Source organism: Novosphingobium anseongense, assembly GCF_037482895.1.
Lineage (GTDB): Bacteria > Pseudomonadota > Alphaproteobacteria > Sphingomonadales > Sphingomonadaceae > Novosphingobium > Novosphingobium anseongense.
Genome location: NZ_JBBHJZ010000002.1, coordinates 214,355 through 235,439 on the forward strand (window position 1 = coordinate 214,355; position 21,085 = coordinate 235,439).

At 67.3% G+C, this 21,085-nt stretch carries 23 protein-coding genes; 13 read left to right on the forward strand and 10 right to left on the reverse strand.

Annotated features, from left to right (window positions below):
* Positions 1–4 precede the first annotated feature (4 nt).
* The 5 genes from WG901_RS09675 to WG901_RS09695 are packed head-to-tail and all read left to right on the forward strand — an operon-like array spanning position 5 to position 5,313.
* Positions 5–904 carry a ThuA domain-containing protein gene (locus tag WG901_RS09675; RefSeq protein WP_339586861.1) on the forward strand — a complete coding sequence of 300 codons (900 nt, stop codon included), beginning with the start codon at positions 5–7 and terminating at the stop codon, positions 902–904.
* Positions 901–2,040, forward strand: a complete 1,140-nt coding sequence (locus WG901_RS09680; protein WP_339586862.1) for a Gfo/Idh/MocA family protein — start codon at positions 901–903, stop codon at positions 2,038–2,040. Before WG901_RS09675 ends, WG901_RS09680 begins: the two co-directional genes overlap by 4 nt.
* Before the next feature lie 11 nt (positions 2,041–2,051).
* Positions 2,052–3,098 (forward strand): sugar phosphate isomerase/epimerase family protein, encoded by a 1,047-nt coding sequence (locus WG901_RS09685; protein ID WP_339586863.1) that lies wholly within the window; start codon positions 2,052–2,054, stop codon positions 3,096–3,098.
* A 26-nt stretch (positions 3,099–3,124) separates the two neighbouring features.
* Positions 3,125–4,459, forward strand: a complete 1,335-nt coding sequence (locus WG901_RS09690) for an MFS transporter (protein WP_339586864.1) — start codon at positions 3,125–3,127, stop codon at positions 4,457–4,459.
* On the forward strand, positions 4,456–5,313 hold the full coding sequence (locus tag WG901_RS09695) for a sugar phosphate isomerase/epimerase family protein (RefSeq protein ID WP_339586865.1): 858 nt from the start codon (positions 4,456–4,458) through the stop codon (positions 5,311–5,313). The genes WG901_RS09690 and WG901_RS09695 overlap by 4 nt, the downstream gene beginning before the upstream one ends.
* On the opposite strand, the gene WG901_RS09700 is transcribed toward WG901_RS09695, so the two are convergent.
* On the reverse strand, positions 5,310–6,296 hold the full coding sequence (locus tag WG901_RS09700; protein WP_339586866.1) for a sugar phosphate isomerase/epimerase family protein: 987 nt from the start codon (positions 6,294–6,296) through the stop codon (positions 5,310–5,312). The genes WG901_RS09695 and WG901_RS09700 overlap by 4 nt on opposite strands.
* A 159-nt stretch (positions 6,297–6,455) precedes the next feature.
* Here WG901_RS09700 and WG901_RS09705 point away from each other — a divergent pair, with 159 nt between their 5' ends.
* From WG901_RS09705 to WG901_RS09715, 3 genes are read left to right on the forward strand one after another with little or no spacing between them, the layout of a single operon-like run.
* Positions 6,456–7,079, forward strand: coding sequence for a gluconate 2-dehydrogenase subunit 3 family protein (locus WG901_RS09705; RefSeq protein ID WP_339586867.1), 624 nt, complete (start codon positions 6,456–6,458; stop codon positions 7,077–7,079).
* Positions 7,080–7,092: 13 nt separating this feature from the next.
* Positions 7,093–8,778 (forward strand): GMC oxidoreductase, encoded by a 1,686-nt coding sequence (locus WG901_RS09710; RefSeq protein ID WP_339586868.1) that lies wholly within the window; start codon positions 7,093–7,095, stop codon positions 8,776–8,778.
* A 9-nt stretch (positions 8,779–8,787) separates the two neighbouring features.
* Complete coding sequence (locus WG901_RS09715) at positions 8,788–9,468, forward strand: TetR/AcrR family transcriptional regulator (protein WP_339586869.1); 681 nt, start codon at positions 8,788–8,790, stop codon at positions 9,466–9,468.
* A gap of 6 nt (positions 9,469–9,474) precedes the next feature.
* On the opposite strand, the gene WG901_RS09720 is transcribed toward WG901_RS09715, so the two are convergent.
* Together WG901_RS09720 and WG901_RS09725 are read right to left on the reverse strand one after the other, a co-directional pair.
* Entirely contained in the window at positions 9,475–9,855 is a 381-nt protein-coding gene (locus tag WG901_RS09720; RefSeq protein ID WP_339586870.1) for a response regulator, read from the reverse strand.
* 103 nt (positions 9,856–9,958) lie between these two features.
* A complete protein-coding gene (locus tag WG901_RS09725; protein WP_339586871.1) occupies positions 9,959–10,303 on the reverse strand; it encodes a hypothetical protein in 345 nt (114 codons plus the stop codon).
* Between the two features lie 179 nt (positions 10,304–10,482).
* Between WG901_RS09725 and WG901_RS09730 the strand changes: the two genes are divergently transcribed.
* The 4 genes from WG901_RS09730 to WG901_RS09745 all read left to right on the forward strand — a co-directional run bounded on the left by WG901_RS09730 (position 10,483) and on the right by WG901_RS09745 (position 14,173).
* Positions 10,483–10,653 (forward strand): hypothetical protein, encoded by a 171-nt coding sequence (locus WG901_RS09730; RefSeq protein ID WP_339586872.1) that lies wholly within the window; start codon positions 10,483–10,485, stop codon positions 10,651–10,653.
* 84 nt (positions 10,654–10,737) lie between these two features.
* A complete protein-coding gene (locus tag WG901_RS09735) occupies positions 10,738–11,085 on the forward strand; it encodes an STAS domain-containing protein (RefSeq protein WP_339586873.1) in 348 nt (115 codons plus the stop codon).
* 48 nt (positions 11,086–11,133) lie between these two features.
* Complete coding sequence (locus tag WG901_RS09740; protein ID WP_339586874.1) at positions 11,134–12,108, forward strand: MBL fold metallo-hydrolase; 975 nt, start codon at positions 11,134–11,136, stop codon at positions 12,106–12,108.
* Positions 12,083–14,173, forward strand: coding sequence for a CHASE2 domain-containing protein (locus WG901_RS09745; RefSeq protein WP_339586875.1), 2,091 nt, complete (start codon positions 12,083–12,085; stop codon positions 14,171–14,173). Before WG901_RS09740 ends, WG901_RS09745 begins: the two co-directional genes overlap by 26 nt.
* A gap of 136 nt (positions 14,174–14,309) precedes the next feature.
* Here the strand turns inward: WG901_RS09745 and WG901_RS09750 are convergent, their stop codons facing one another.
* Entirely contained in the window at positions 14,310–14,888 is a 579-nt protein-coding gene (locus tag WG901_RS09750; protein WP_339586876.1) for an OmpA family protein, read from the reverse strand.
* 2 nt (positions 14,889–14,890) lie between these two features.
* Complete coding sequence (locus tag WG901_RS09755) at positions 14,891–15,325, reverse strand: FecR family protein (RefSeq protein ID WP_339586877.1); 435 nt, start codon at positions 15,323–15,325, stop codon at positions 14,891–14,893.
* Positions 15,326–15,366: 41 nt separating this feature from the next.
* On the opposite strand from WG901_RS09755, the gene WG901_RS09760 reads away from it, so the two are divergent.
* A complete protein-coding gene (locus WG901_RS09760; RefSeq protein ID WP_339586878.1) occupies positions 15,367–15,780 on the forward strand; it encodes an ATP-binding protein in 414 nt (137 codons plus the stop codon).
* Here WG901_RS09760 and WG901_RS09765 read toward each other — a convergent pair.
* The 5 genes from WG901_RS09765 to WG901_RS09785 all read right to left on the reverse strand — a co-directional run bounded on the left by WG901_RS09765 (position 15,777) and on the right by WG901_RS09785 (position 20,975).
* Complete coding sequence (locus WG901_RS09765) at positions 15,777–16,688, reverse strand: M48 family metalloprotease (RefSeq protein WP_339586879.1); 912 nt, start codon at positions 16,686–16,688, stop codon at positions 15,777–15,779. The two genes, WG901_RS09760 and WG901_RS09765, sit on opposite strands and share 4 nt — an antisense overlap.
* On the reverse strand, positions 16,685–17,191 hold the full coding sequence (locus WG901_RS09770) for a hypothetical protein (protein WP_339586880.1): 507 nt from the start codon (positions 17,189–17,191) through the stop codon (positions 16,685–16,687). The genes WG901_RS09765 and WG901_RS09770 overlap by 4 nt, the downstream gene beginning before the upstream one ends.
* Before the next feature lie 92 nt (positions 17,192–17,283).
* The gene (locus WG901_RS09775) at positions 17,284–19,122 is read right to left on the reverse strand and encodes a CHASE2 domain-containing protein (RefSeq protein WP_339586881.1); all 1,839 of its coding nucleotides are present in this window, start codon (positions 19,120–19,122) and stop codon (positions 17,284–17,286) included.
* Positions 19,123–19,275: 153 nt separating this feature from the next.
* The gene (locus WG901_RS09780) at positions 19,276–19,728 is read right to left on the reverse strand and encodes a hypothetical protein (RefSeq protein WP_264444843.1); all 453 of its coding nucleotides are present in this window, start codon (positions 19,726–19,728) and stop codon (positions 19,276–19,278) included.
* 614 nt (positions 19,729–20,342) lie between these two features.
* Positions 20,343–20,975: a M23 family metallopeptidase gene (locus WG901_RS09785; RefSeq protein WP_339586882.1), complete on the reverse strand. Its 633-nt coding sequence runs from the start codon at positions 20,973–20,975 to the stop codon at positions 20,343–20,345.
* Positions 20,976–21,085 lie beyond the last annotated feature (110 nt).

Genomic DNA, 21,085 nt, shown 5'->3' on the forward strand with positions numbered 1-21,085 from the left:
GGACATGGCCCGAAAGATCATCCGCTGGGTTCTCTGGGCACTGCTCGCGCTGCTGGTCCTGTTCGCGATCCAGATCGCGCGCAACTGGGACACGATCCAGCGCACGATGCTCGGCGGTCTGCACGTCTACGAGACCACGCCCCCGCCGCTCCCCGCCGAGATCAAGCGGCCCGCGATCCTGATTTTCTCCAAGACCAACGGCTTCCGCCACGAGGAGGCGATCCCCGCGGCCAATGCGCTATTCGCCAAGATGGCGGCAGACCGGGGCTGGGGCCATTTCCAGACCGAAAACGGCGCCACCTTCGACCCGGCGATCCTGTCGCGCTTCGACGCGGTCGTGTTCAACAACGTCAGCGGCGACGTGTTCACGCCCAAGCAGCGCGAGGCGCTCAAGGGCTTCATCGAGAACGGCGGCGGCTTCGTCGGCGTGCACGGCGCTGGCGGCGATTTCTCCTACGACTGGAAATGGTACGTCGATCACCTGATCGGCGCGCAGTTCACGGGCCATCCGCTGAACCCGCAATTCCAGCGCGCGACGGTCAACGTCGCCGACCCCACGCATCCGGCGACGCAGGGCCTGCCAAAGGCTTGGCAGCGCACCGACGAATGGTATTCGTTCGACAAGGCCGTCGGCGCGCCCGGCTATCACGTCCTGCTGACGCTCGACGAGCGGACCTATCCGAACAAGAAGATCATGGGCCGCGACATCGCCATGGGCGCGAACCATCCGATCGCCTGGTGGCACTGCAGTGGCAAGGGCCGCGTGCTCTATTCGGCGATGGGCCACCAGGCCGGCGCTTATGCCGAGCCCGAATATCGCGCGATGCTGACGAATGCCGTTGGCTGGGCGTTGAACGGCAGCGAATGCGGCGCCAATCCGGCGCAGAAGGCAGGTGTCAAGTGAGCCCCATTCGCTACGGCATGATCGGTGGCGGCCAGGGTGCCTTCATCGGCGGCGTCCACCGGACCGCCGCGGCGATCGCCGGCAACTGGCAGCTCGTCGCCGGCGCGCTGTCCTCGACGCCCGACAAGGCCAGGGCCTCGGGCGTGGAGATCGGACTGCCCGAAGACCGAACCTACGGCTCCTGGGCCGAGATGCTCGAACGCGAAGCGGCGCTGCCCGCCGGCCAGCGGATCGAGGCGGTGGCGATCGTCACCCCCAACCACATGCACGCGCCGCCCGCGATTGCCGCGATGGAGGCCGGCTTCGACGTGATCATCGACAAGCCGCTCGCCGACAGCCTCGAGAACGCGCGCGCGATCATCGATGCCGCCGCGCGCACCGGCCGCCGTATCGCGGTGACGCACACCTATACCGGCTATCCGCTGGTCAAGCTCGCGCGCAAGCTCGTCGCTGGCGGGGCGTTCGGCGCGGTGCGCCGCGTCATGGTCAAGTACGTGCAGGACTGGCTGTCGCGTCCCGAGGACCTGATCGACAACAAGCAGGCCGCCTGGCGCGTCGATCCCGCACAGTCGGGCCAGGCCGGTGCCTTTGGCGACATCGGCACCCACGCCGCCAACCTCGTCGAATTCATCACCGGCGAGCGCATCGCGCAGATCTGCGCCGAGCTGACCATGCTGCCCGGACGCCGCATCGACGACGACGGTGCCGCGCTGTTCCGCCTGTCGGGCGGCGGCAAGGGCACCCTGACCGCGAGCCAGGTCTGCGTCGGCGACATGAACGACCTGGCGATCGACGTCTATTGCGACGAAGCCGGGCTACACTGGCGTCAGGAGCAGCCCAACACCCTCACGATCAAGCGTCGCGACCGGCCCGACGAAGTCCACCACGCAGGCGCCAACCGCGCCTATGTCCCCGGCGATATCCTCGCGATCCAGCGCACGCCGGGCGGCCATCCCGAAGGCTATCTCGAAGCCTTCGCCAACATCTACCGCGCCTTTGGCGAACAGATCCGCAGCGGTCCGGTCGCCGGCGCCGATCCCGGCTATGCGACGATGGACGACGCCCTCTCGGGCATGAACTTCCTGCGCGCCGCGCTCCAGTCCAGCCGCGACGGCGCGGTCTGGACCGATCTCTGAAAGGACTGCACATGAAGGGTCCCGCGATCTTCCTCGCCCAGTTCGCCGGTGACGAGGCGCCGTTCAACTCGCTCGACGCGATCACCAAGTGGGCGGGCTCGCTCGGCTACAAGGGTGTGCAGATCCCCACCTGGGACAGCCGCCTGTTCGATCTGGAAAAGGCCGCCGAGAGCCGGGACTACGTCGACGAGGTCAAGGGCATCTGCGCGCAGAACGGCGTGGAGGTGACCGAGCTCTCGACCCACCTTCAGGGCCAGCTCGTCGCCAGCCATCCGGCCTTCGACATCCAGTTCGACGGCTTCGCACCGCCGCAGTTCCACGACAACGTCGCGGCGCGCACCGACTGGGCGATCGGCCAGCTCAAGCTCGCCGCCAGGGCCAGCCGCCGCTTCGGCGTGACGAGCCACGCGACGTTCTCGGGCGCGCTGCTGTGGCACACGGTCTATCCCTGGCCGCAGCGTCCCGCGGGCCTGATCGAGGAAGGCTTTGCCGAGCTCGCGCGCCGCTGGAAGCCGATCCTCGACGTGTTCGACGAGAACGACGTCAACGCCTGCTACGAGCTGCACCCGGGCGAGGACCTCCACGACGGCGTGACCTTCGAGCGCTTCCTCGAAGCGGTCGGCAACCACCCGCGCGCGAACATCCTCTACGATCCGTCGCACATGGTGTTGCAGCAGATGGACTATCTGGCGTTCATCGACATCTACCACGAGCGGATCAAGGCGTTCCACGTCAAGGACGCCGAGTTCCGCCCGACCGGCCGCGCCGGCGTCTACGGCTCCTATTCGGGCTGGGTCGATCGTCCGGGTCGTTTCCGCTCGCTCGGCGACGGCCAGATCGACTTCTCGGCGATCTTCTCCAAGCTGACGCAGTACGGCTACGACGGCTGGGCCGTGCTCGAGTGGGAATGCGCGCTCAAGCATCCCGAACAGGGCGCCGCCGAAGGCGCGCCGTTCATCGCCAAACACATGATCAGAAGGGCCGAAAAGGCCTTCGACGACTTTGCCGGCACCGGCGCGGACAAGGCGCTGATCGACAGGGTGCTCGGCCTCAGCTGAAGAAAACAAGAACGGGAGGGGACGACATGGATAAGACAGAGGCCGGCGACGGCTATAACCGCAGATCACTGTTCTGGATCTGCACTTTGCTGGTCTTCACCGCGGCGCTGTCGTTCTCGATCCGCACGGGCGCTTCGGGCGCGATCAAGGCGGCGCTGCTCGACGGCCCGGCCCCGCTCCATTCGGGCGAAATGATCGCCGCCGCGCTGGGCAACGCCTTCCTCGGCTTCGCACTGAGCCTGCTGGCGATCAGCCCGCTGCTCGACATGATCGGCGCCAAGCGCGTCGTGCTGTTCTCGTCCGCCTGCTTCATCCTCGGCCCCGGCCTGATCCTGCTCTCGCCCGAGATGAGCGGGATCGACGCGGTTTATCGCATGCTCAATATCGGCATGGTCGTCTGCGGGCTCGGCTGGGGTGCGATGGAAGCCTCGGTCAACCCGGTCACGGCGGCGCTCTATCCCGACGACAAGACCCACCGGCTCAACACGCTCCATGCCTGGTGGCCAGCCGGCCTGATCGTCGGCGGGCTGCTGTCGGTCTTGCTACTGAGCCAGCTGGAACTGCCTTGGCAGGCCACGGTCGCGCTGATCCCCGTGCCGGCGATCGCCTGCGCGCTCTTCGCACTGCGCCAGCCCTTTCCCGAGACCGAGAGCAGCGCGATGGGCGTGCCGTTCACGCAGATGATCGCCGAGCCGTTCAAGCGGCCGAGCTTCTGGATTTTCCCCGCGATCATGTTCCTGACCGCATCGGCCGAGCTCGCGCCGGGTTCGTGGGTCGACATCGCGCTGACGCAGACCGTGGGCATGCCGGGCATCCTCGTGCTGGTCTACGTCTCGGCGATCATGTTCGTCATGCGCCACTTCGCCGGCGCGCTCGAAAAGCGTTTCTCCGATATCGGCCTGCTGTTCTTCTCGACCGTGCCCGCGGCGATCGGGCTCTACGGGCTGTCGATCGCATCGTCGCCGCTCACCGCGCTACTGGCCGCGACGCTCTGGGCCTTCGGGGTCTGCTTCCTGTGGCCGACGATGCTTGCCGCAGCCTCGCGCAGGTTCCCGCGCGGCGGCTCGTGGTCGATCGGCATCGTCGGCTTCGCCGGCGCCATGGCGATCTATTTCGTCCTGCCGCAGATCGGCGCGATTTACGACCGCGCCAAGCTCGAGAAGGCCGGCGGCGAAAGCGCCTTCGCGGCGCTGCAGCCCGGACCCGAGCTCGGTCAGGTTCTCGCCTATGCCGCCGAGCAGTCGTTCCAGGCGATCGCGGTGATCCCGCTCGTCCTTTTCGTCATCTTCGGCGCGGTCTGGGTGGCCGAACGCCGGTCGCGCGCGATCACCCGCACCAACTCCGTGGAGCCTGCAGAATGAAAATCGGCATCAACCTGCTGCTGTGGACGGGCCACGTCACCCAGGAGCACCACGGTATCCTCAAGGCGCTCAAGGCCACCGGCTTCGATGGGGTCGAAGTCCCGGTGTTCGACGTGAGCGATGTCGGCCACTACCGCGATCTTGCCAAGGTGCTCGACGACATCGGGCTCGAACGTACGGTCGTCGCGATCATTCCCGATGAGGCGCACAGCCCCATCTCGGCCGACGCCGCGGCGCGGCAGGGCGCGGTCGATCATCTAAAGCGTGTGATCGACTGCTCGGCCGCGCTCGGCGGCGAGATCGTCGCAGGCCCCTGGTTCCAGCCGCTCGGCGTGTTCACCGGCGAGAAGCCGAGCGAGGCCGAGCTCGACCGCTGCGCCGAGGTCCACCGCCAGGTCCTGCCGGCGATGCGCGCGGCGGGGATCACCCCCGGCCTCGAACCGCTGAACCGCTTCGAGGCCCACCTGCTCAACACCTGCGACCAGGCGATCGCCTATGCCGAGCGCGTCGGAGAAGGCGGCATCGGCATTCTCTACGACACCTTCCACGCCAATATCGAGGAGAAGGACCCACTGGCCGCGCTCCACGCGCTCCACGCCTCGGGCCAGCTCAGCCATGTCCACATCTCGGAGAACGATCGCGGCACGCCGGGGCGCGGCCACGCGCCGATCCGCGAGACGATCCACGCGCTCAAGGCGCTCGGCTACGATGGTTGGCTGACAATCGAGGCCTTCGGCCGCGGCGTGCCCGACCTTGCCGCGGCGACGCGCGTCTGGCGCGATTTCTTCGCGAGCGAGGAAGAGGTCTACACCGAGGGCTTCGACCTCATCCGCCGCGCCTGGCAAGAGGCCTAGGCGCGCAGTTGCGCCAGGAACGCGTAGCCCTTGCGCGCCGCTTCGATGCGCGGGATCGCAAAGGGCGGCTCCTGCTCGACGTAGAAGTGGCGCACGCCGGCCGCGTGCGCGGCTGGCAGGATCTTCGCCCAGTCGAGCGTACCCGATCCGACTTCGGCCGGCTTCATCGACAGCGCGAAATTGGTCTCGTTGCCCGCCGCCACGTCCTTGACGTGAAGCTGCGCCACTCGGCCGCGGTGCCTGCGCAGGAACGCGGCGGGATCGAGCCCGGCCGTCGCGACCCAACCGACGTCTACTTCGAAATGGACTGCGGCGGGATCGGTCTCCTTGACCAGGATGTCCCAACCCGTGGTCTCGCCGCCAGTCTTATCGGTGATTTGCGCAAATTCCATGTTGTGGTTGTGATAACCGAGCGCCACGCCGAGCGGCCTCAGGGCCGCACCCTTCGCGTTGAGCTGCGCGGCGGTGCGACGCCAATGATCGGCGCCCGCCTCTGCGAAAGTGCGGCCGATCGTCGCCTGCATCGCCTCGCCCGGCCGCGGCCGGAAGTTGTCGGGAAACGGCGCGATCGGCAGGGCCGCACGCTTGGCACCGAGCGCGCCGAGCGCATCGGCGATCTCCGCCGGAGCACTGCCGAGCGTGAGCCCAGCCCCGCCCATGCCGCGCATCACCGGCGGGATATGCAGGCTGCTGATCGCCAGACCGGCCTTGTCGGCGGCCGCACGCAGATCGGCGGGCTTGCGGTTGTAGAGGCTGGGCAGCTCTATCTCGCGATAGCCGATCGCCGCGATCTGCGCGAAAGTGGCGTCGATGTCACGCCCAGCCTCGTCGCCCAGGGTATAGACCTGCAAGCCTATGGGCAGCCCGACGCGTTGAAAGAAGGTTCGCCCCTTGGCCGCAAGCGCGGTCCCTTCGAACATGGCGAAAGCTCCCGTTGCGGCCATGCCCGCGAGCAGCGAACGACGGCTGACTGCCTCGACCATTAGACTTTTCCTCACCCGACTTGTTGCGGTTGCTCAACGAATACCGATCGCGGGATAACGCAGCAACAGGTAATCGAACGATCTCGTTCGTTTTCTCTTGTAGGCCTCGCTGCCCAGGCTTATGCCACGGCAAAACACACGGGATGGGAAAGGCCAGACATGACGACAACCAGCATGGATCGGCGGTCGCTGCTCGAAGGCGCGCTGCTGCTTCTGGGCGTGACCGCGACCGCGGGCTTCAGCCCCGATGCCTTCGCGAAGGCGGCGGCCAGCCCCAAGCCATCGCTCCCGGCGGGCGACTTCGCGCTGCTGAGCGCGGTTGCGGACACGATCATTCCCCGGACCGATACGCCCGGCGCGGTCGACGCGCGCGTGCCCGCCAAGTTCGACGCCCTGCTGGTCAACTGGGCCGCGCCCAAGCGCCGCACCGAGCTGACCGGGGCGCTCGCCACGATCGACCGCCTGGCGCGCGAAAAGACGGGTCAGGGCTTCGTCGCGCTGACGCCCGAGCAGCGCAAGGAACTGCTCGTCGCCCACGACGTCGCGGCGCTCAAGCCGGTGCCGCGGACCGACAAGCTCACGGGCATGCAGGCGATGATGGCCGGCCCGGCCGTTGCCGATCCCGGCTATGCCAAGCTCAAGGAGCTGATCGTCGTGCTCTACTACTATTCGGAAGAGGCCCTGACCACCGAGCTGACTTACGAGCATTCGCCCGGCGACTGGACCCCGTCGATCAAGGTGACCCCCGAGACCCGCGCCACCGGCGGGTTGGGCATGTTCTGAGGAGGCTATGACGATGTTCGATGCAATCGTGGTCGGCTCCGGCATGAGCGGCGGCATGTCCGCCAAGGAACTCTGCGAGCGGGGGCTCAAGGTCCTCGTCATCGAGCGCGGGCGCAAGCTCGTGCACGGCGAATCCTACACCGACAATCTTCAGCCCTGGGAAGTGCCCAACGCCGGCATGGTGCCCGAGGAGGATCTCGCGCGGCACTACAAGATTCAGGGCCATTCGTTCATCCAGGGGGCGACGCAGCAGTATTGGGTCAAGGACGACGAGCACCCTTACGTCACCCCCGAGGACAAGCCGTTCGACTGGATCCGCGGCTATCACCTGGGCGGCCGTTCGATCATGTGGGGGCGCCAGTCCTACCGCCTCTCGGCGCAGGACTTCGAAGCCAACGCCAAGGACGGCCACGGTTCGGACTGGCCCATCCGCTATGACGACCTTGCGCCTTGGTATTCACACGTCGAGAAGTTCATCGGCGTCGCCGGCTCGAAGGAAGGCCTGCCGCAGCTGCCCGACGGCGATTTCCTGCCCGCCTTCGCGCTCAACGACGGCGAGCTGCAGTTCAAGGCGGCGATCGAGAAGGCCTTCCCCGGCCGCAAGGTGATCCCCGGGCGCACCGCCAACCTGTCGCAGGCGCAGCCGCACCACGAGGAGCTGGGTCGCATGACCTGCCAGGCGCGCTCGCTCTGCGACCGCGGCTGCACCTATGGCGCCTATCATTCGAGCCTGTCCTCGTCGCTGCCGGCCGCCGATCGCACGGGCAACCTGACGATCGTCACCGACGCCATCGTTCACTCGCTGGTCCACGATCCGAAGACCGGCAAGGTCAGCGGCGTGCGCGTGATCGACAGCAACACCAAGGCGGGCAAGACCTACGAGGCGAAGGTCGTCTTCCTCAACGCCTCGACGATCGGCACCGCGCAGATCCTGCTCAACTCGAAATCGGCGGCCATGCCGCGCGGGCTCGCCAATGGCTCAGACATGGTCGGCCGCAACCTGATGGATCACCTGTTCGCGCTTTCGGTGGCGGGTCTGCTGCCGAACGGCCCCAAGGACAGCTTCTATCATGGTCGCCGTCCGACCGGGCTCTACATCCCGCGCTTCCGCAACGTCACCGAACCGGGCGAAGGCTTCCTGCGCGGCTACGGCTATCAGGGCGGGGTTTCGCGCATGAGCTGGCGCGCGGGCATCGGCCAGCCCGGGATCGGCGCCGAGCTCAAGGCGCGTACGCGCAAGCTCGGCCCATGGTTCACCTATATCTCGGGCTTCGGCGAGATGCTGCCCAACCCCGAGAACCGCGTGACCCTGAGCACCAGCAAGGTCGATCAGTGGGGGATCCCGCTCGTCGAGGTGAACTGCGCGCACGGTCCGAACGAGCAGAAGATGGCCAAGCAGATACTCGACGATGGCAAGGCCATGATCCAGGCCGCCGGCGGTTTCGTCGTCAGCACCGCGACCGAACCCGGCACGCCGGGCCTGGGCATCCACGAGATGGGTACCGCCTGCATGGGCAAGGATCCCAAGACCTCGGTCCTCAACAAGTTCAACCAGGCCCATGAGGTGCCCAACCTGTTCATCACCGACGGCGCGGCGATGGCATCGAGCGGTTGCCAGAATCCCTCGCTCACCTACATGGCGCTGAGCGCGCGGGCCGCCCACCATGCCGTGGAATTCCTGCGCGAGGGCAAGATCTAGGAGCAGACGATGGTGCAGCCGGCCGATCAGTCGACCGACGCGTCCGGCAAGCCGGCGCCGAGCCGGCGCGGCCGTCCGACGGCCGAGCGTGTCGCCGCGATCGACGCCGAGATCCGGGCTGCTGCGCTCGAACTGTTCGTCGAGCTGGGCTTCGAGGCCGCGAGCATGGACGCCATCGCCGCCGCGGCGAAGGTTTCCAAGGGCACGCTCTATGCGCGCTACGAGAGCAAGGAGCCGCTGTTCCGCGCGATTCTCGAGCAGCAGCTCGAGGAATGGGGCCAGCGGTCCTCGGCGCAGACTCGACCCGTTCCGGAAGACCTGGAAGCACGCCTGCGCCAGTACGCGCGTGCGATCGTCAAAGTGCAGAGCTGGCCCGAATTTCGCCGGATCGCGACGCTGCTGACAGAATCCGCTCGCGCCTTTCCCGATCTGGCGCGCGAATGGGACGAGATCATCACCCGGCGCTCGGTCGAAGCCCTGCAGCGCGACATGGCCGCCTATGGCGATCCCAATATCGACTGGAGCTTCTTCGCCCAGCTGTTCCACTCGGCGATATCGGGCTGGCACCGCGCCGAGAGCGGTCAGCGCCATGTCGAGGACGAAGAGATCGTCGCTTTCTCCGACAAGGTGATCGACGTCATCCTGGCTTCGATCGGCTCGGTTCCCGTGGACCCGGCGCTGCCGTCCTGATTGGCTTCAGCGCCGGCTGAGCAGGTCCGCCAGCATCGTAAGCGCCTCGCTCGCCGGTGCCGGCTTGGCGCTGTGCGGCACCGCGGCATAGCGCTCGGGCAGGCCGTCGGCATCGTGGCCCGTGGTCAGCACGAAAGGCACGTCCCGCTCGATCAGGCGATCGGCGACGGGATAGACCAACTGCTTCTGCAGTTCGACGTCGAGAATGGCGGCATCGACCGGCGTCGTGGCCAGGATCTCCAGCGCCCCTTCGACCGAAGCGACCGGGCCAACCACCCGCGCGCCGGCTTCTTCGATCTCGTCGACCATCGCCATCGACAGCAGTGGTTCGTCCTCGACGATCAGAATCCGCACTCCGCGGAGCACGTCGATATCCTTTTGCCTCATGTCATTCCCGCGCCCGTTTGCCCCTGCTTAGGGATCATGCGCGCATGCGACATTAATCTGTGTTGCCTTGCCAGAGAAAAAACGTCGGTATCGCTGGCAATCGCTAGAGCCTCTCGCGAAAGTCGAAGCGGTGCGGAAGATCGAGTTCGGTACGCCCGAGCAGGGTGAACACATATTCGCGATCGGCGTCTCCGAGCCGCGCCAGCCAGTATTCGGCGAGCTTCACCGCGCCTTCCCATTCCTCGACCGAGGCGAAGCGCTCGGATGGCGCGGCATCGGCGAGTTGCGGGATCGGTCCGCGGCGCAGGTGCGAGTGTTCGAGCCGGCGGACGTGACGGCGCCCGTGGCGATCGATCTCGAGCCGGCCGCCCAGACGCTCGAACAGCGTCGCCACGAAAAGCGCCAGATCGCGATGATCCGCAAGCGCTGCATCCCTGCCTTCCGGCAATCTGTCTCGATTCATGATCCCGCGACCCCTCGCAAAGTGAACCCACTCATCCCATCACGAATCCGTAACAAAATGCCTGCGACGTCAATGCGATGTCCCGCAGTTCACCGCATTTCCGCTTTGCCGTTCCGCAGAACGTGTGGACGGAACTTTCGTCGGGTCCTCGCGGTTGATCGGACATGACCAAAGCGAAACCGACGAAGGCGATCGACAAGGTGATCGGCAAGGTCCAGCGCGCGCTCGGCGAGCTCACCGGACGGCCCGACCTGGTGATCGAGGGCGAGGCGCGCGATACCGGCTTGCCGCGCGAGGACGATGCCGCACCCGCACCTCCGCCTAAGCCCCGCTAAAGCCTGTCCCGATCCGGGGTACCCGGCCACGCGACGGGCAAGCCGGCGCTTTCCAAGTGCCTAGCGATCGCTTAACCTTGCCGCATGACGCGGGGCAATCTGGACTGGACGATCGAGACGCGCGAGGGCCTGCGCCTGATCGCCCCGATCGGGCGCGTGGACGAGACGACCGCCACCGAATTCGCCGAACGCCTGGCGCAGGAGATCGGCGGCGCCGCGGGCGATGGCCTGACCCGCCTGGCGATCGACCTCGCCAGCATCGACTACATGTCGTCGCGCGGGTTACGCGGCCTGACTCTGGCGCAGCGCCAGTCGGCCGATAGCGGCATCACAATCGTGCTCGCGCGGCCCAACCAGATCATGCGCGAGATCCTGGCGATCAGCCGCTACGACAAGGTTTTCCAGGTCTTCGACGACATCGATGACGTTTGAACCGCACGGGGGGCACTCGCAGGCGGCCAGTCACAGTCAGGAGGGGGGATGAAAGTCCGGTTCTGGGGTACGCGCGGCTCGCTGCCGGTGGCGCAGAAGGCCGCGGCCATTCGCGACAAGATCGCCGCCGCGCTCGTCGCGGCCGACGGACGCCGCTTTTCCGACCTCGACGAGGCGCGCGCCTTCGCCGACGACGAACTCGAATTCGCGGTCAGCGGCACCTATGGCGGCGCGACGAGCTGCGTCGAGATCGAGGCCGGCCCGGAAGACGGGGAACAGGCATTCATCCTCTGCGACCTGGGCAGCGGCGCGCGCGAGTTCGGGCTCGACGCCATGGGTCGCTGTGCCCGCGGCCACGCGCGCGTCTATCACCTGTTCATGTCCCACTTCCACTGGGACCATATCATGGGATTCCCCTTCTTCGTGCCGGTGTTCGACCCCGAAACGAAGATCGTCATCCATTCGGGCCATGCCGATGCCGAGGAGGCACTGCGCCGGCAGCAGGAGGAAATCTCCTTCCCCGTCGCCTTCGACTGGCTGCGCGCGCAGATCAGCTTCGTCACGCTCGAGACGGGCAAGCCCTATGAAATCGGCGCGGTGACGGTCGAGCTGATCGAACAGAACCACTCGCACAAAAGCTACGGTTACCGCTTCACTGACGCGGCCGGAACGTCGGTGGTCTACAGCACCGACAGCGAGCACAAGGTCGATCGCATGGACCAGGAAGCCGCCTTCGTCGCCTTCTTCGGCGATTGCGACCTCGTCATCTGCGACACGATGTATTCGCTCGCCGATTCCGCCTCGATGAAGGAGGATTGGGGCCATTCGAGCAATGTCGTCGCGATCGACCTCTGCCATCAGGCGCAGGCGCGGCGACTGGCGCTGTTCCACCACGAGCCGACCTACAGCGACGCCGACATCCAGCGGATGCACCAGGAGTCCATCCGCTACGAGGAACTGACCCGCGAGGGTGCACCGCTCAAGGTCATCTGTGCCTATGACGGCCTCACCGTCGAGATCTGAACCCGCGCCACCGCGCCGTCCGCTGCGCCGGTTCGTCTGGCTGGTGGCGGCGCTCGGCGCGCTGGCCGGCGCGCTGCTGAGTCTGTGGGTGGCACCGCCCGTGCGGCGCGCGCTGTTCGACGAGTGGCAGGTGCTCGCACCCAGAAAGATCGGAGGGGGCAAGATCGACGCGGGCAAGGTCGCGGTCGTCCTGATCGACCGCGAGAGCCTCGCCGCGGTCGGCCCGTGGCCCTGGCCGCGCTATTATCTGGCACGGCTGACCGAGACGATCGCGGCGCAGCAGCCCAAGGCGATCGGCTTCGACATGATCTTCGCCGAGGCCGACCGGCTCAATCCCGATCGCTTCGTCGCGCTCTATCCCGAGATCGATCCGCAGGCGGCCGCGGCAATCGGTGCGCTGCCCTCGATGGATGCGAGCTTCGCGCAAGTGCTCGGCGAAGCACCCGTCGTGCTCGGCCGCCTCGGCATCGACGGCGACGGCAGCGATCCCAAGGCGGTCTTCGTCGATCCCGAGGTCCAGGGCCGACCGCCGCGGGGCACGCCGCGCTATACCTACGTCCTCACCTCGATCACCGAGCTCGACGACGTCGCGCTCGGCCATGCCATGCTCAACGGACCGCCCGACGACGACGGCGTCGTCCGCCGCGTGCCCTTCACGGTGCTCGCCGGCACGCGGCCGATGCCGGGCATGGCCGCGGAGCTGGCGCGGATTGCGCAGGACGTCCCGCAGCTCGCCTGGCGCGGCGACACGGCGCTGCTCGGCAAGCAGCGCATTCCCGTCGACAATGCCGGCCAGGTCCAGCTCCGCTTCGGTCATTTCCCCGACAGCGCGCGCCATTCGGCCGCGCGGGTGCTGGCCAAGGCCGTGCCGGCCGACGCCTTTCGCGGCAAGATCGTCCTGATCGGCCTCGGCGCCGAAGGCATCGCCGACCTCGTCGCGACACCGCTCGAGACCGAGGGCTACGGCGTTTTCGTCCAGGCCCAGGCGGTCGAGGCGCTGCTGAGCGGCGGTTGGCTGGCACGCCCCGCCTGGCTCGCCGGCAGCGAGTGGGCCGTAGGCCTGCTGCTCGTCCTGCTGGTCGGCCTCGCGGGCAGTCTCCGCCGGCGCTGGCCCTGGTTCGTCGCAGGCGCGGTCGGCCTCCTGCTGCCGCCGCTGTCCTGGCTGCTGTTTCAGGGCGGCAGCCTTCTGTTCGATCCGCTGCGACCGGGGTTGATCGGCCTTTCGGCCGCTGTCGCGCTCGGCACCCTAGTCGCACTGCGCAACCGCACCGAACGCCGTCAGCTCGCGCAGCAACTGATCGAACAGCGCGTCACCTCGGCCGTGCAGGAGGGCGAATTGCAGGCCGCCCGGTCGATCCAGCTCGGCATGGTGCCGACGCGCGACCGCTTGGCCGGGCTCGACCCGCGTATGAATGCTGCGGCCGTGCTCGAACCCGCCCATTCGGTGGGCGGCGACTTCTACGACGCGATCCGCATCGATCCCGACCGCCTGCTGTTCTTCGTCGGCGACGTTACCGGCAAGGGCGTGCCCGCCGCGCTCTACATGGCGCTGTCGAAGACTCTGGCAAAGAGCGTGCTGGTGCGCGAGCGCGGCGGGCTCGCCCATGCAGTCAACACGCTCAACCTCGAACTGATGCGCGATGCCGACGATGCCATGGGAGTAACCATGCTCGTGGTCCTCGCCAATTGCGCGACGGGCGAGCTGACCATGGTCAACGCCGGGCACGAGAACCCGATCCTGCTCAAGCCCGGCCGGCCACCGCGCACGATATCCATGCAAGGCGGGCCGCCGTTCTGCGTCGTGCCCTTCTCCTATCCTGAAGAGGCCCTGTTCCTCGCCCCCGGCGACGCGCTGGTCCTGCTAACCGACGGCGTGACCGAGGGACAGGACGCCGACGGCGCGCTGTTCGGCCTCGACGGCGTGATGAAGACGCTGGGTCAGCGCGCAAACAACGAACCCGAAGCCATGGTGCGGAGCTTGGTCGCGGCGGTGCGCCTATTCGAGCACCCGACCGAGCCGAGCGACGACCTGACGATTCTGGCGCTCAGCTATCGGGGGGCTTAATCCTCCCCGGTACGGGGAGGTGGCAGCGCGCAGCGCTGACGGAGGGGGCTCTCGAACGAGCGCTGCGTCAATCGATGGCCCCCTCCACCACTCGCTGTGCGAGCGGTCCCCCTCCCCGTACCAAGGAGGATGTGCCCTAACGGACGATCACCTCGACCCTGCGGTTTTGCGCATTGGCGACGTTGTCGCCCGTCTCGACCGCCGGTTCGCGCTCGCCGCGGCCCACCGCGCTCAACGCGTCGGGCGAAAAGCCCTCGGCGGCGAGCACGCTCATGACCTGCTTGGCGCGCTTGAGCGACAAGCGGTCGTTGGCCTCCTCGCTGCCGACCGTGTCGGTATGGCCTGTGACCTGGACCTCGGCGCCCGGCCGCACGGCGACGTCGGCGCGGATCTGATCAAGCACCGTGCGCGATTCGGGAACGAGGTTGGTCGCACCATCGACGAAGTAGAGCGTGTAACTCCGCGATGGCGGCGGCAGACCGTTCATCAGCTGCCGGTAGGCGGGCTTGATCGCCTTCACCGTACGCAGCGAAGTGCGCCCGGCGGTCATCCGCGCCGAACGCAGCGGCGCGTCGAGCACCTGCTCCTGGCCGCCTGCCTCGAGCACCGCGAGCGCGCCGACCCCGTGGCCGTCCTCGCCCGGCAGCAGCAAGGTCTGCGGCGCAGCGCAGGCCGAGGTCAGCAGAAGCCCGACGACGATCCCCCCCTGGCGCATGTTCAGGGCACTTCCACCACGAAGCGGGTTCCGCGCACGCCGAGCATCGAGGTGGAAGTGCGCACGCGCATGGCGTCGCGGCGCGACTTGGCGATGCGCCCCGAGACGACGCCGAGCGAGCCGCGATCGACGCTGGTGACGAAGGAGCCGGTCTGGCGCGTGCGATCGAACTGGAATTCGGTCAGGGTCACGCGGCTATTCGGGCCGACCGCGAAGCGCGTGCCGTCGGCGAAGGTCACGCCCATGCGCCCGTCGCGGCCGGTGACGAGCACGTCGCCCGGTTCGAGCTGGACGCCGGGGGCCACCGGCATGATCCGTCCGCCCCGGTTTACCGAGGCCGCGCCGACGTTGCTCTTGACCCGGCCGATCTCGGCCAGGGCCGGACTCGCCAGGAACGATAGGGCCGCGAGGGCCACCAGCATTGCTAGAGGACGCATTTTATTCTCCCCTGACCGCCACCGCGTGGCATATCATCGCCATGGTTTCCGGCACAACCATTTCGCGCTGCCACAAGGCGGGGCAGGAAGCGGGCGACACGCTGATCGCGGCCATGGCGCTGGTCGAGCGGTTCGCCGTGTCGCATGGGCTGGAGACGCCGGCGATGCAGCGGCTGGCGATCGTCGTCGAGGAGATCGTCAGCAACCTCCTGTGCCACGCCGCGCACGATCGCGACATCGCGTTCACGCTCTCGCTCGATCATGGCACGGCGGGGCCGCATATCGTGCTCGACGACGACAGCGATCCCTTCGATCCGCGCACGGCGCCGATCCCCGAGATGCCCGAACCGGTGCGCGGTGGCGGCGTCGGACTGGCGCTCGTCGGCGCCTGGTGCGACATCGTGGCTTACGATAGCGCTCAAGGCCGCAACCGCCTGATCCTGCGGCTGCGCTAGTTTCGGCGGCGACTGCGAGCACGCGCAGGCGCGCGCGCCGGTGTCGATTTCGCTGCGGCGGGGGCCGGCGCGGCGCGCAGCGCGACGAAGCTCGGCAGGTCCTCGACCACCGCGGTGACCGTGTCGAACTTGGTGCCCATCGCGCGGTCGAGCCGTTCGATCCGATCGACGGGCAGCGGGTGGGTCTTGTTCATCAGCGCATAGCCCTTTTCCTCGGGCGCGGCACTCAGCGTCTGCAGCACCCCGACGAGGCCATAGGGCGAATAACCCGAGCGCGCGGCGATGACGACGCCCATGCGATCGGCATCGTACTCGTCGTCGTGGTTGAGGCCGCGCGCGAACATGTCCTTGCCCGCGTTGATCAGCGCCGACTTGAACGCGCCGCCAATGCCCCCGCTGCCGCCGACATATTCGGTGAAATCGCCGAGCGCGGCATTGCGCAGGCTGCCCTGCAAGGCGCCGAGGTGATCCTTCTTGGCGACGTGGGCGATCTCGTGCGCGAGCACGCCGGCCAGTTCGGCCTCGTTGCGCATCTGGTCGAACATGCCGCGCGAGATCAGCACGTAGCCGCCCGGCATCGAAAAGGCGTTGACGTCGTCGGTCTCGACCACGCCGAACTGCCAGGGCAGGTCAGGCCGATCGCTGTGCAGCGCCAGCCAGCGGCCGACGCGATTGACGTAGCGCTGCTTCTCGGCGTCCTGCACCAGCGGCGCGGCGCCGAGGATGATGCTGGCGAGATCACCGCCGAGCTTGATCTCCTCGGGCTCGGGGATCTTGCGCAGCGAATCGCCGAGCTTCTTGACGTTCTGCACGCCTTTCACCAGCCCGCCGATGTTGGGAAACTGGGCCTGGGCGACACCGGGCAGCGCGAGCAGCGCAGCCGCCAGAAGGATACGGTGAGCGATCATTTCCGCGACCTCCCCTTGTCGAGATAGGCGACGGTGTTTTCCTTGAGCGCGGCCTTCTGCGCCGTGGCGCGCGCATCGTCGGCGGTCACCGCAAGCGTTCCGAGCAGTTCGAGCTCCTGATAGTCGGGCGTGGCGTTGCGGATGTCCTCCTCGTCCATGCCCTTGATGCCCGTCGTCGCGGTGCGGCCGGAACTACCCGTGCGCAGGCTCGCGATGCCGCCGGGCCGCGTCGCGCCCGGACGCGCCGCGCCGGCTTCGAGCCGCAGGTTGAGCAGGCGCACCCAACCCTTGGTGCTGCCTGCCTCGACCGAAGCCCAGGCGCCACGCCGTTCGAGGATCGTCACCGGCTGGTTGGCGGTCACCGGGCCGGACTTCGCCGCATCGATGAAAGGCTGCGCCAGCAGGTCACCCGCGCGCAGGATCTGGCCCTTTTCGGCCGCTTCGGCGCTCGTCACCCGGCAGAGCAGGACGGCGGCAAGCAGGATGGCAGCGCAACGTCTCATCTTTCCCCTCGATCGGTTGCGCGACCCGAATACACCCATTCCCGCCGCGGTCCTAGAGGCAAGCCGGGGACGAAACTTGTACAAACGCGACTCTAGGTCCGGCGCGTTGGTTCAAAAAGACGCACAGGCGCCTCGCGCCCTTTGACCTTGTGCGAGCCGCAGTCGCGCCATTCGAAGGCGTCGCCGGCGGCTTCGCGCGTCGCTTCGGAAACGAGCACACGGGCAATGCCCTTGGTCAGGCCTTCGATGCGGCTTGCAAGGTTCACCGTGTCGCCGATCACGGTGTAGTCGAGTCGGTCGTTCGAGCCGATGAAGCCGACGACGGCGCGGCCCGAATGGATGCCGATGCCGATCTCGAGCTCGGCCCCTAGCGCGCCGAGCTGGCCGCGCAGCGCCTCGAGCGCGGCCGACATGTCGAGCGCGGCGGCGACCGCCTGCTCGGCGTGGTTCGCTGTCGCGACCGGCGCGCCCCAGAAGGCCATGATCGCATCGCCGATGAACTTGTCGAGCGTGCCCGAGTGGCGGAAGATCACCTGCACCTGCTGCGAGAAATAGCCGTTGAGCAACGCCACCACGTCCTCGGCGCTCGACACTTCGGACAGCGAGGTGAAACCGCGGATGTCCGAAAACAGCACCGACACCTCGCGCGATTCGGCGCTGTTGCGGTGATCGATCTCGCCGGTTTCGATCAGGCTCGTCACCACGCGCGGATCGAGGAAGCGCTTGAACATGCCCGAGGTGCGCAGGCGCTGGTTGCGCTCCTCGAAATAGGCGAGCGCGGAGCCGAGGAAATAGAAGGTCCAGCCGAAGGCGAGCGGGCCGAAGATGGGGACGAAGACCCCGTTGGCCAGGGCCAGCGCGCCGACCGCGATTGCCGCGACGGTGATCGCCAGCAGGACATAGCCGATGCGGTTGGCGCTGACGTTGCGCGCGAGGCCGATCGCCACGAGCGCGATCAGCGCCAGGGCGAAAGGCATCACCGCCGATCGCGGCACCTCGCGCAGCCAGTCGCCGCGGTCGAGGTTGTCGAGCGCGGTCGCGAGGATCTGCACGCCGGGATAGGTGCTGGCGAGCGGAGTCAGCCGCAGGTCGAGCAGGCCGGGCGCGGCCGTGCCGACGACGATCAGCTTGTCCTTGAACTCGTCGCGTGGACGCAGGGGACGTTCGCGCAAGGCATCGAGATAGACGTCGGCGAAGGAAACGTGCTTCCAACCACTGCGCCAGTTGAGCAGGATCTCGCGGTCCGGCGGCAGCGGGTGCCCGAGGTCGCGCAGCATCCGTGCCGCGAGCGAGGGAAAGCGCCAGCCGCTACGCTCGCGGTACAACGAGTGGTGGCGGCCGACGCCGTCGCTGTCGCTGGTGAAATTGATCAGCCCGCCGCGCATCGCCTCGGGCGCCACGACGAGAGGCATCATCAGCGGCACGCGCGCATCGACCGGCGGGTTTCGCGCGGATTGCGCCCCGACTGCGGCGGGCATCTGACTGACCCAGGCGCCCTCGCCGTCTTCATTGAGCGTCATCGCCAACCAGACGTTGGGATGGCGCGCGACGGCATCGGCGAAGGCGGCATCGTGCTCGGGGCGGTAGATGTCGGCCTCGTTGAACAGGATGTCGAAGGCTACGCCGCGAGGGTCTTGCTGCGTGACGTAGTCGATCAGTTCGCCGTGGACCGAACGCGGCCAGGGCCAGGAGCCCGCGAGATCGTTCATCATCTCGAGCGAGCGCTGATCGATGTCGATGACGACGACGCGGTCCGATGGCGGCCGTCGGCTGGTGTTGAACTTGAGCAGGACGTCGCCGCCGCGCTGGTCGGCGATCCGCGTGAGGCCGACATGGCGGTAATCGACGAAGACCAGCAGCGCGAAGAGGAGCGCCAGCAGGAACCATCTGCCCGTCGCGAGCCGCCGCACCCGTTCCGCTACCTGCCCCATGCGCGCGATCTTGGACGAGCCGGCCGGCGGGTGCAATCGCTTCGGTATGTCTGAGAGGGCGGGGCCCGGAACCGGACTTTGGAGGGAGCTCCCGGCCGGCGCCTGTCCGGGGTGGAGCTCCCTCCGTTAACCGTTCAACCGGCCGTCACCGCATCATAGCGGTGGATTCTGACAGTTTGCTGTAACCGGGCGCACCGGAAAGATGGTCGCCTCATCCATGATGCGGCCCAACGCAGAAAGTGCCTCGAGGAGGTCGCCGATCGAGTCCTCCTCGATCAGCAGCGTCAGCGTGTCGCGCAGCATGTCCGGGCGGCCGTCGCGCAGCGAGCAGACGAGGCTGAGGATGATCGCCTCATGTTCGGACACGTGATTGCAGGCGAGCGCGCAGAACTGGAAGGTCTCGAGCCCGTTGCGGTTGAACAGCGACATCATCCTCAGGAAGGGTTGCAAGCCGGCGATCATGTTCCAGCGCGCGAAAGCGCTCCCCAGCGCCGTGCCGGGGCACTGACGCTCGCCCATCGCCTTGACCCAGGATCGCATCGACCAGACCATGAAGCGTCCGCCATGGTCGAGACCGGTGACCGGGCGGTCGAGAAATTCGTACATTCTGGGCTCCCGTTTTCTCTCGGTGGGGTGATTCCCTCTCCTGAAAAACAAAGAACACTATTCCTCTTGCAAATGCAAATGATTCGCAATAACTAGGTCTCGACAGCGGATGAAGCGTTGGCCTCGTCCGTTGCCTGGGTCATTTTTTGACCTTTTCTCCCTCCCCAACTTAGCCGGGGCCGCGCCATGCGGCCCCGGGTTTTTCCTCCCAGGGACGGAGGCACGCGCCGGGGACGCCTCCCACCATCGTCTGTCATTCTGACGAAAGGCAGGATCCATTCCGGGCTCCGCATGAGGAAAGATCCGCCATCGCTTCGCGAAGCGCGCGACATATGGCCGACGCTGCGCCGCATGGATCCCGGGCAAATCCGGGATGACGATGAAGGATAGGAAGAAAGACGGGGACGCCGCTCCGTCCACGCCTGCGGCGTGCCACCTACCCCTAAGGGGGAGGTCTGACCCACGCCCGCGCCGCACAAACAAAAAAGGCGGCGCTAGGCGCCGCCCTTTGATTGCATCCTCCACAGTGCCCTTGTTGTTCTACCCCTGTTGTTTTCTCGGGGCTGGGTATTCGCGGCCACCCCAAAGGGGGGCGAAACTGTCAGCGGATCGGCTTAGCGGATCTGGGCGATCTGCATGTAGGGAACCGGGTTCACGGCCTGTCCGGCAACGCGCACTTCGTAGTGCAGGTGCGGCCCGGTCGAGCGGCCGGTGGAGCCGACGAAACCGATGATGTCGCCCTTGCGGACTTCCTGGCCCGCCGCGACGTTCAGGCGCGACATGTGGCCGTAACGGGTCTCGAGATTGCCGCCATGCTCGATAGAGACATAGAGGCCATAGGAGCTGAACCAGTCGGCGCGGCTGATCGTGCCGTCGGCCGTGGCGTAGATCGGCGTGCCGACCGGAGCCGACAGATCGACGCCCTTGTGGGCGCGACGGCCGCCGAGGACCGGGTGGACGCGCATGCCGTAGTCGCTCGAGAAGTGAACGCCTTCGACCGGGACGCGCGAGGGAATGGAGACCGCCGAACGGCGGAAGGGGTTGGCGCCGCCGATCGTGGCGACCGGCGCGGCACGCGACGAAGCGGCCAGGTTGACCGACTGCGGCGCCTGCTGCTTTTCGATTGCCTGCCAATTGGAGAAGAGCTGCTTGAACTGCTCTTCCGAACCGCCGGTCGCCGGCTTCGCGGCCTGGGCGGCGCGGAGCGGGGCAGCGATGTCGGCATTGGCACTGCTGTTGGCGAGCACGGGGCTTGCGCTGAAAACCGCGGCGGCAGCGAAGAGCGAACCTGCAACTGCACGAACCGTGGCAAAAAGACCGTTAGCGACCACTCAAAAAATACCTCGTCTAGGTCGGA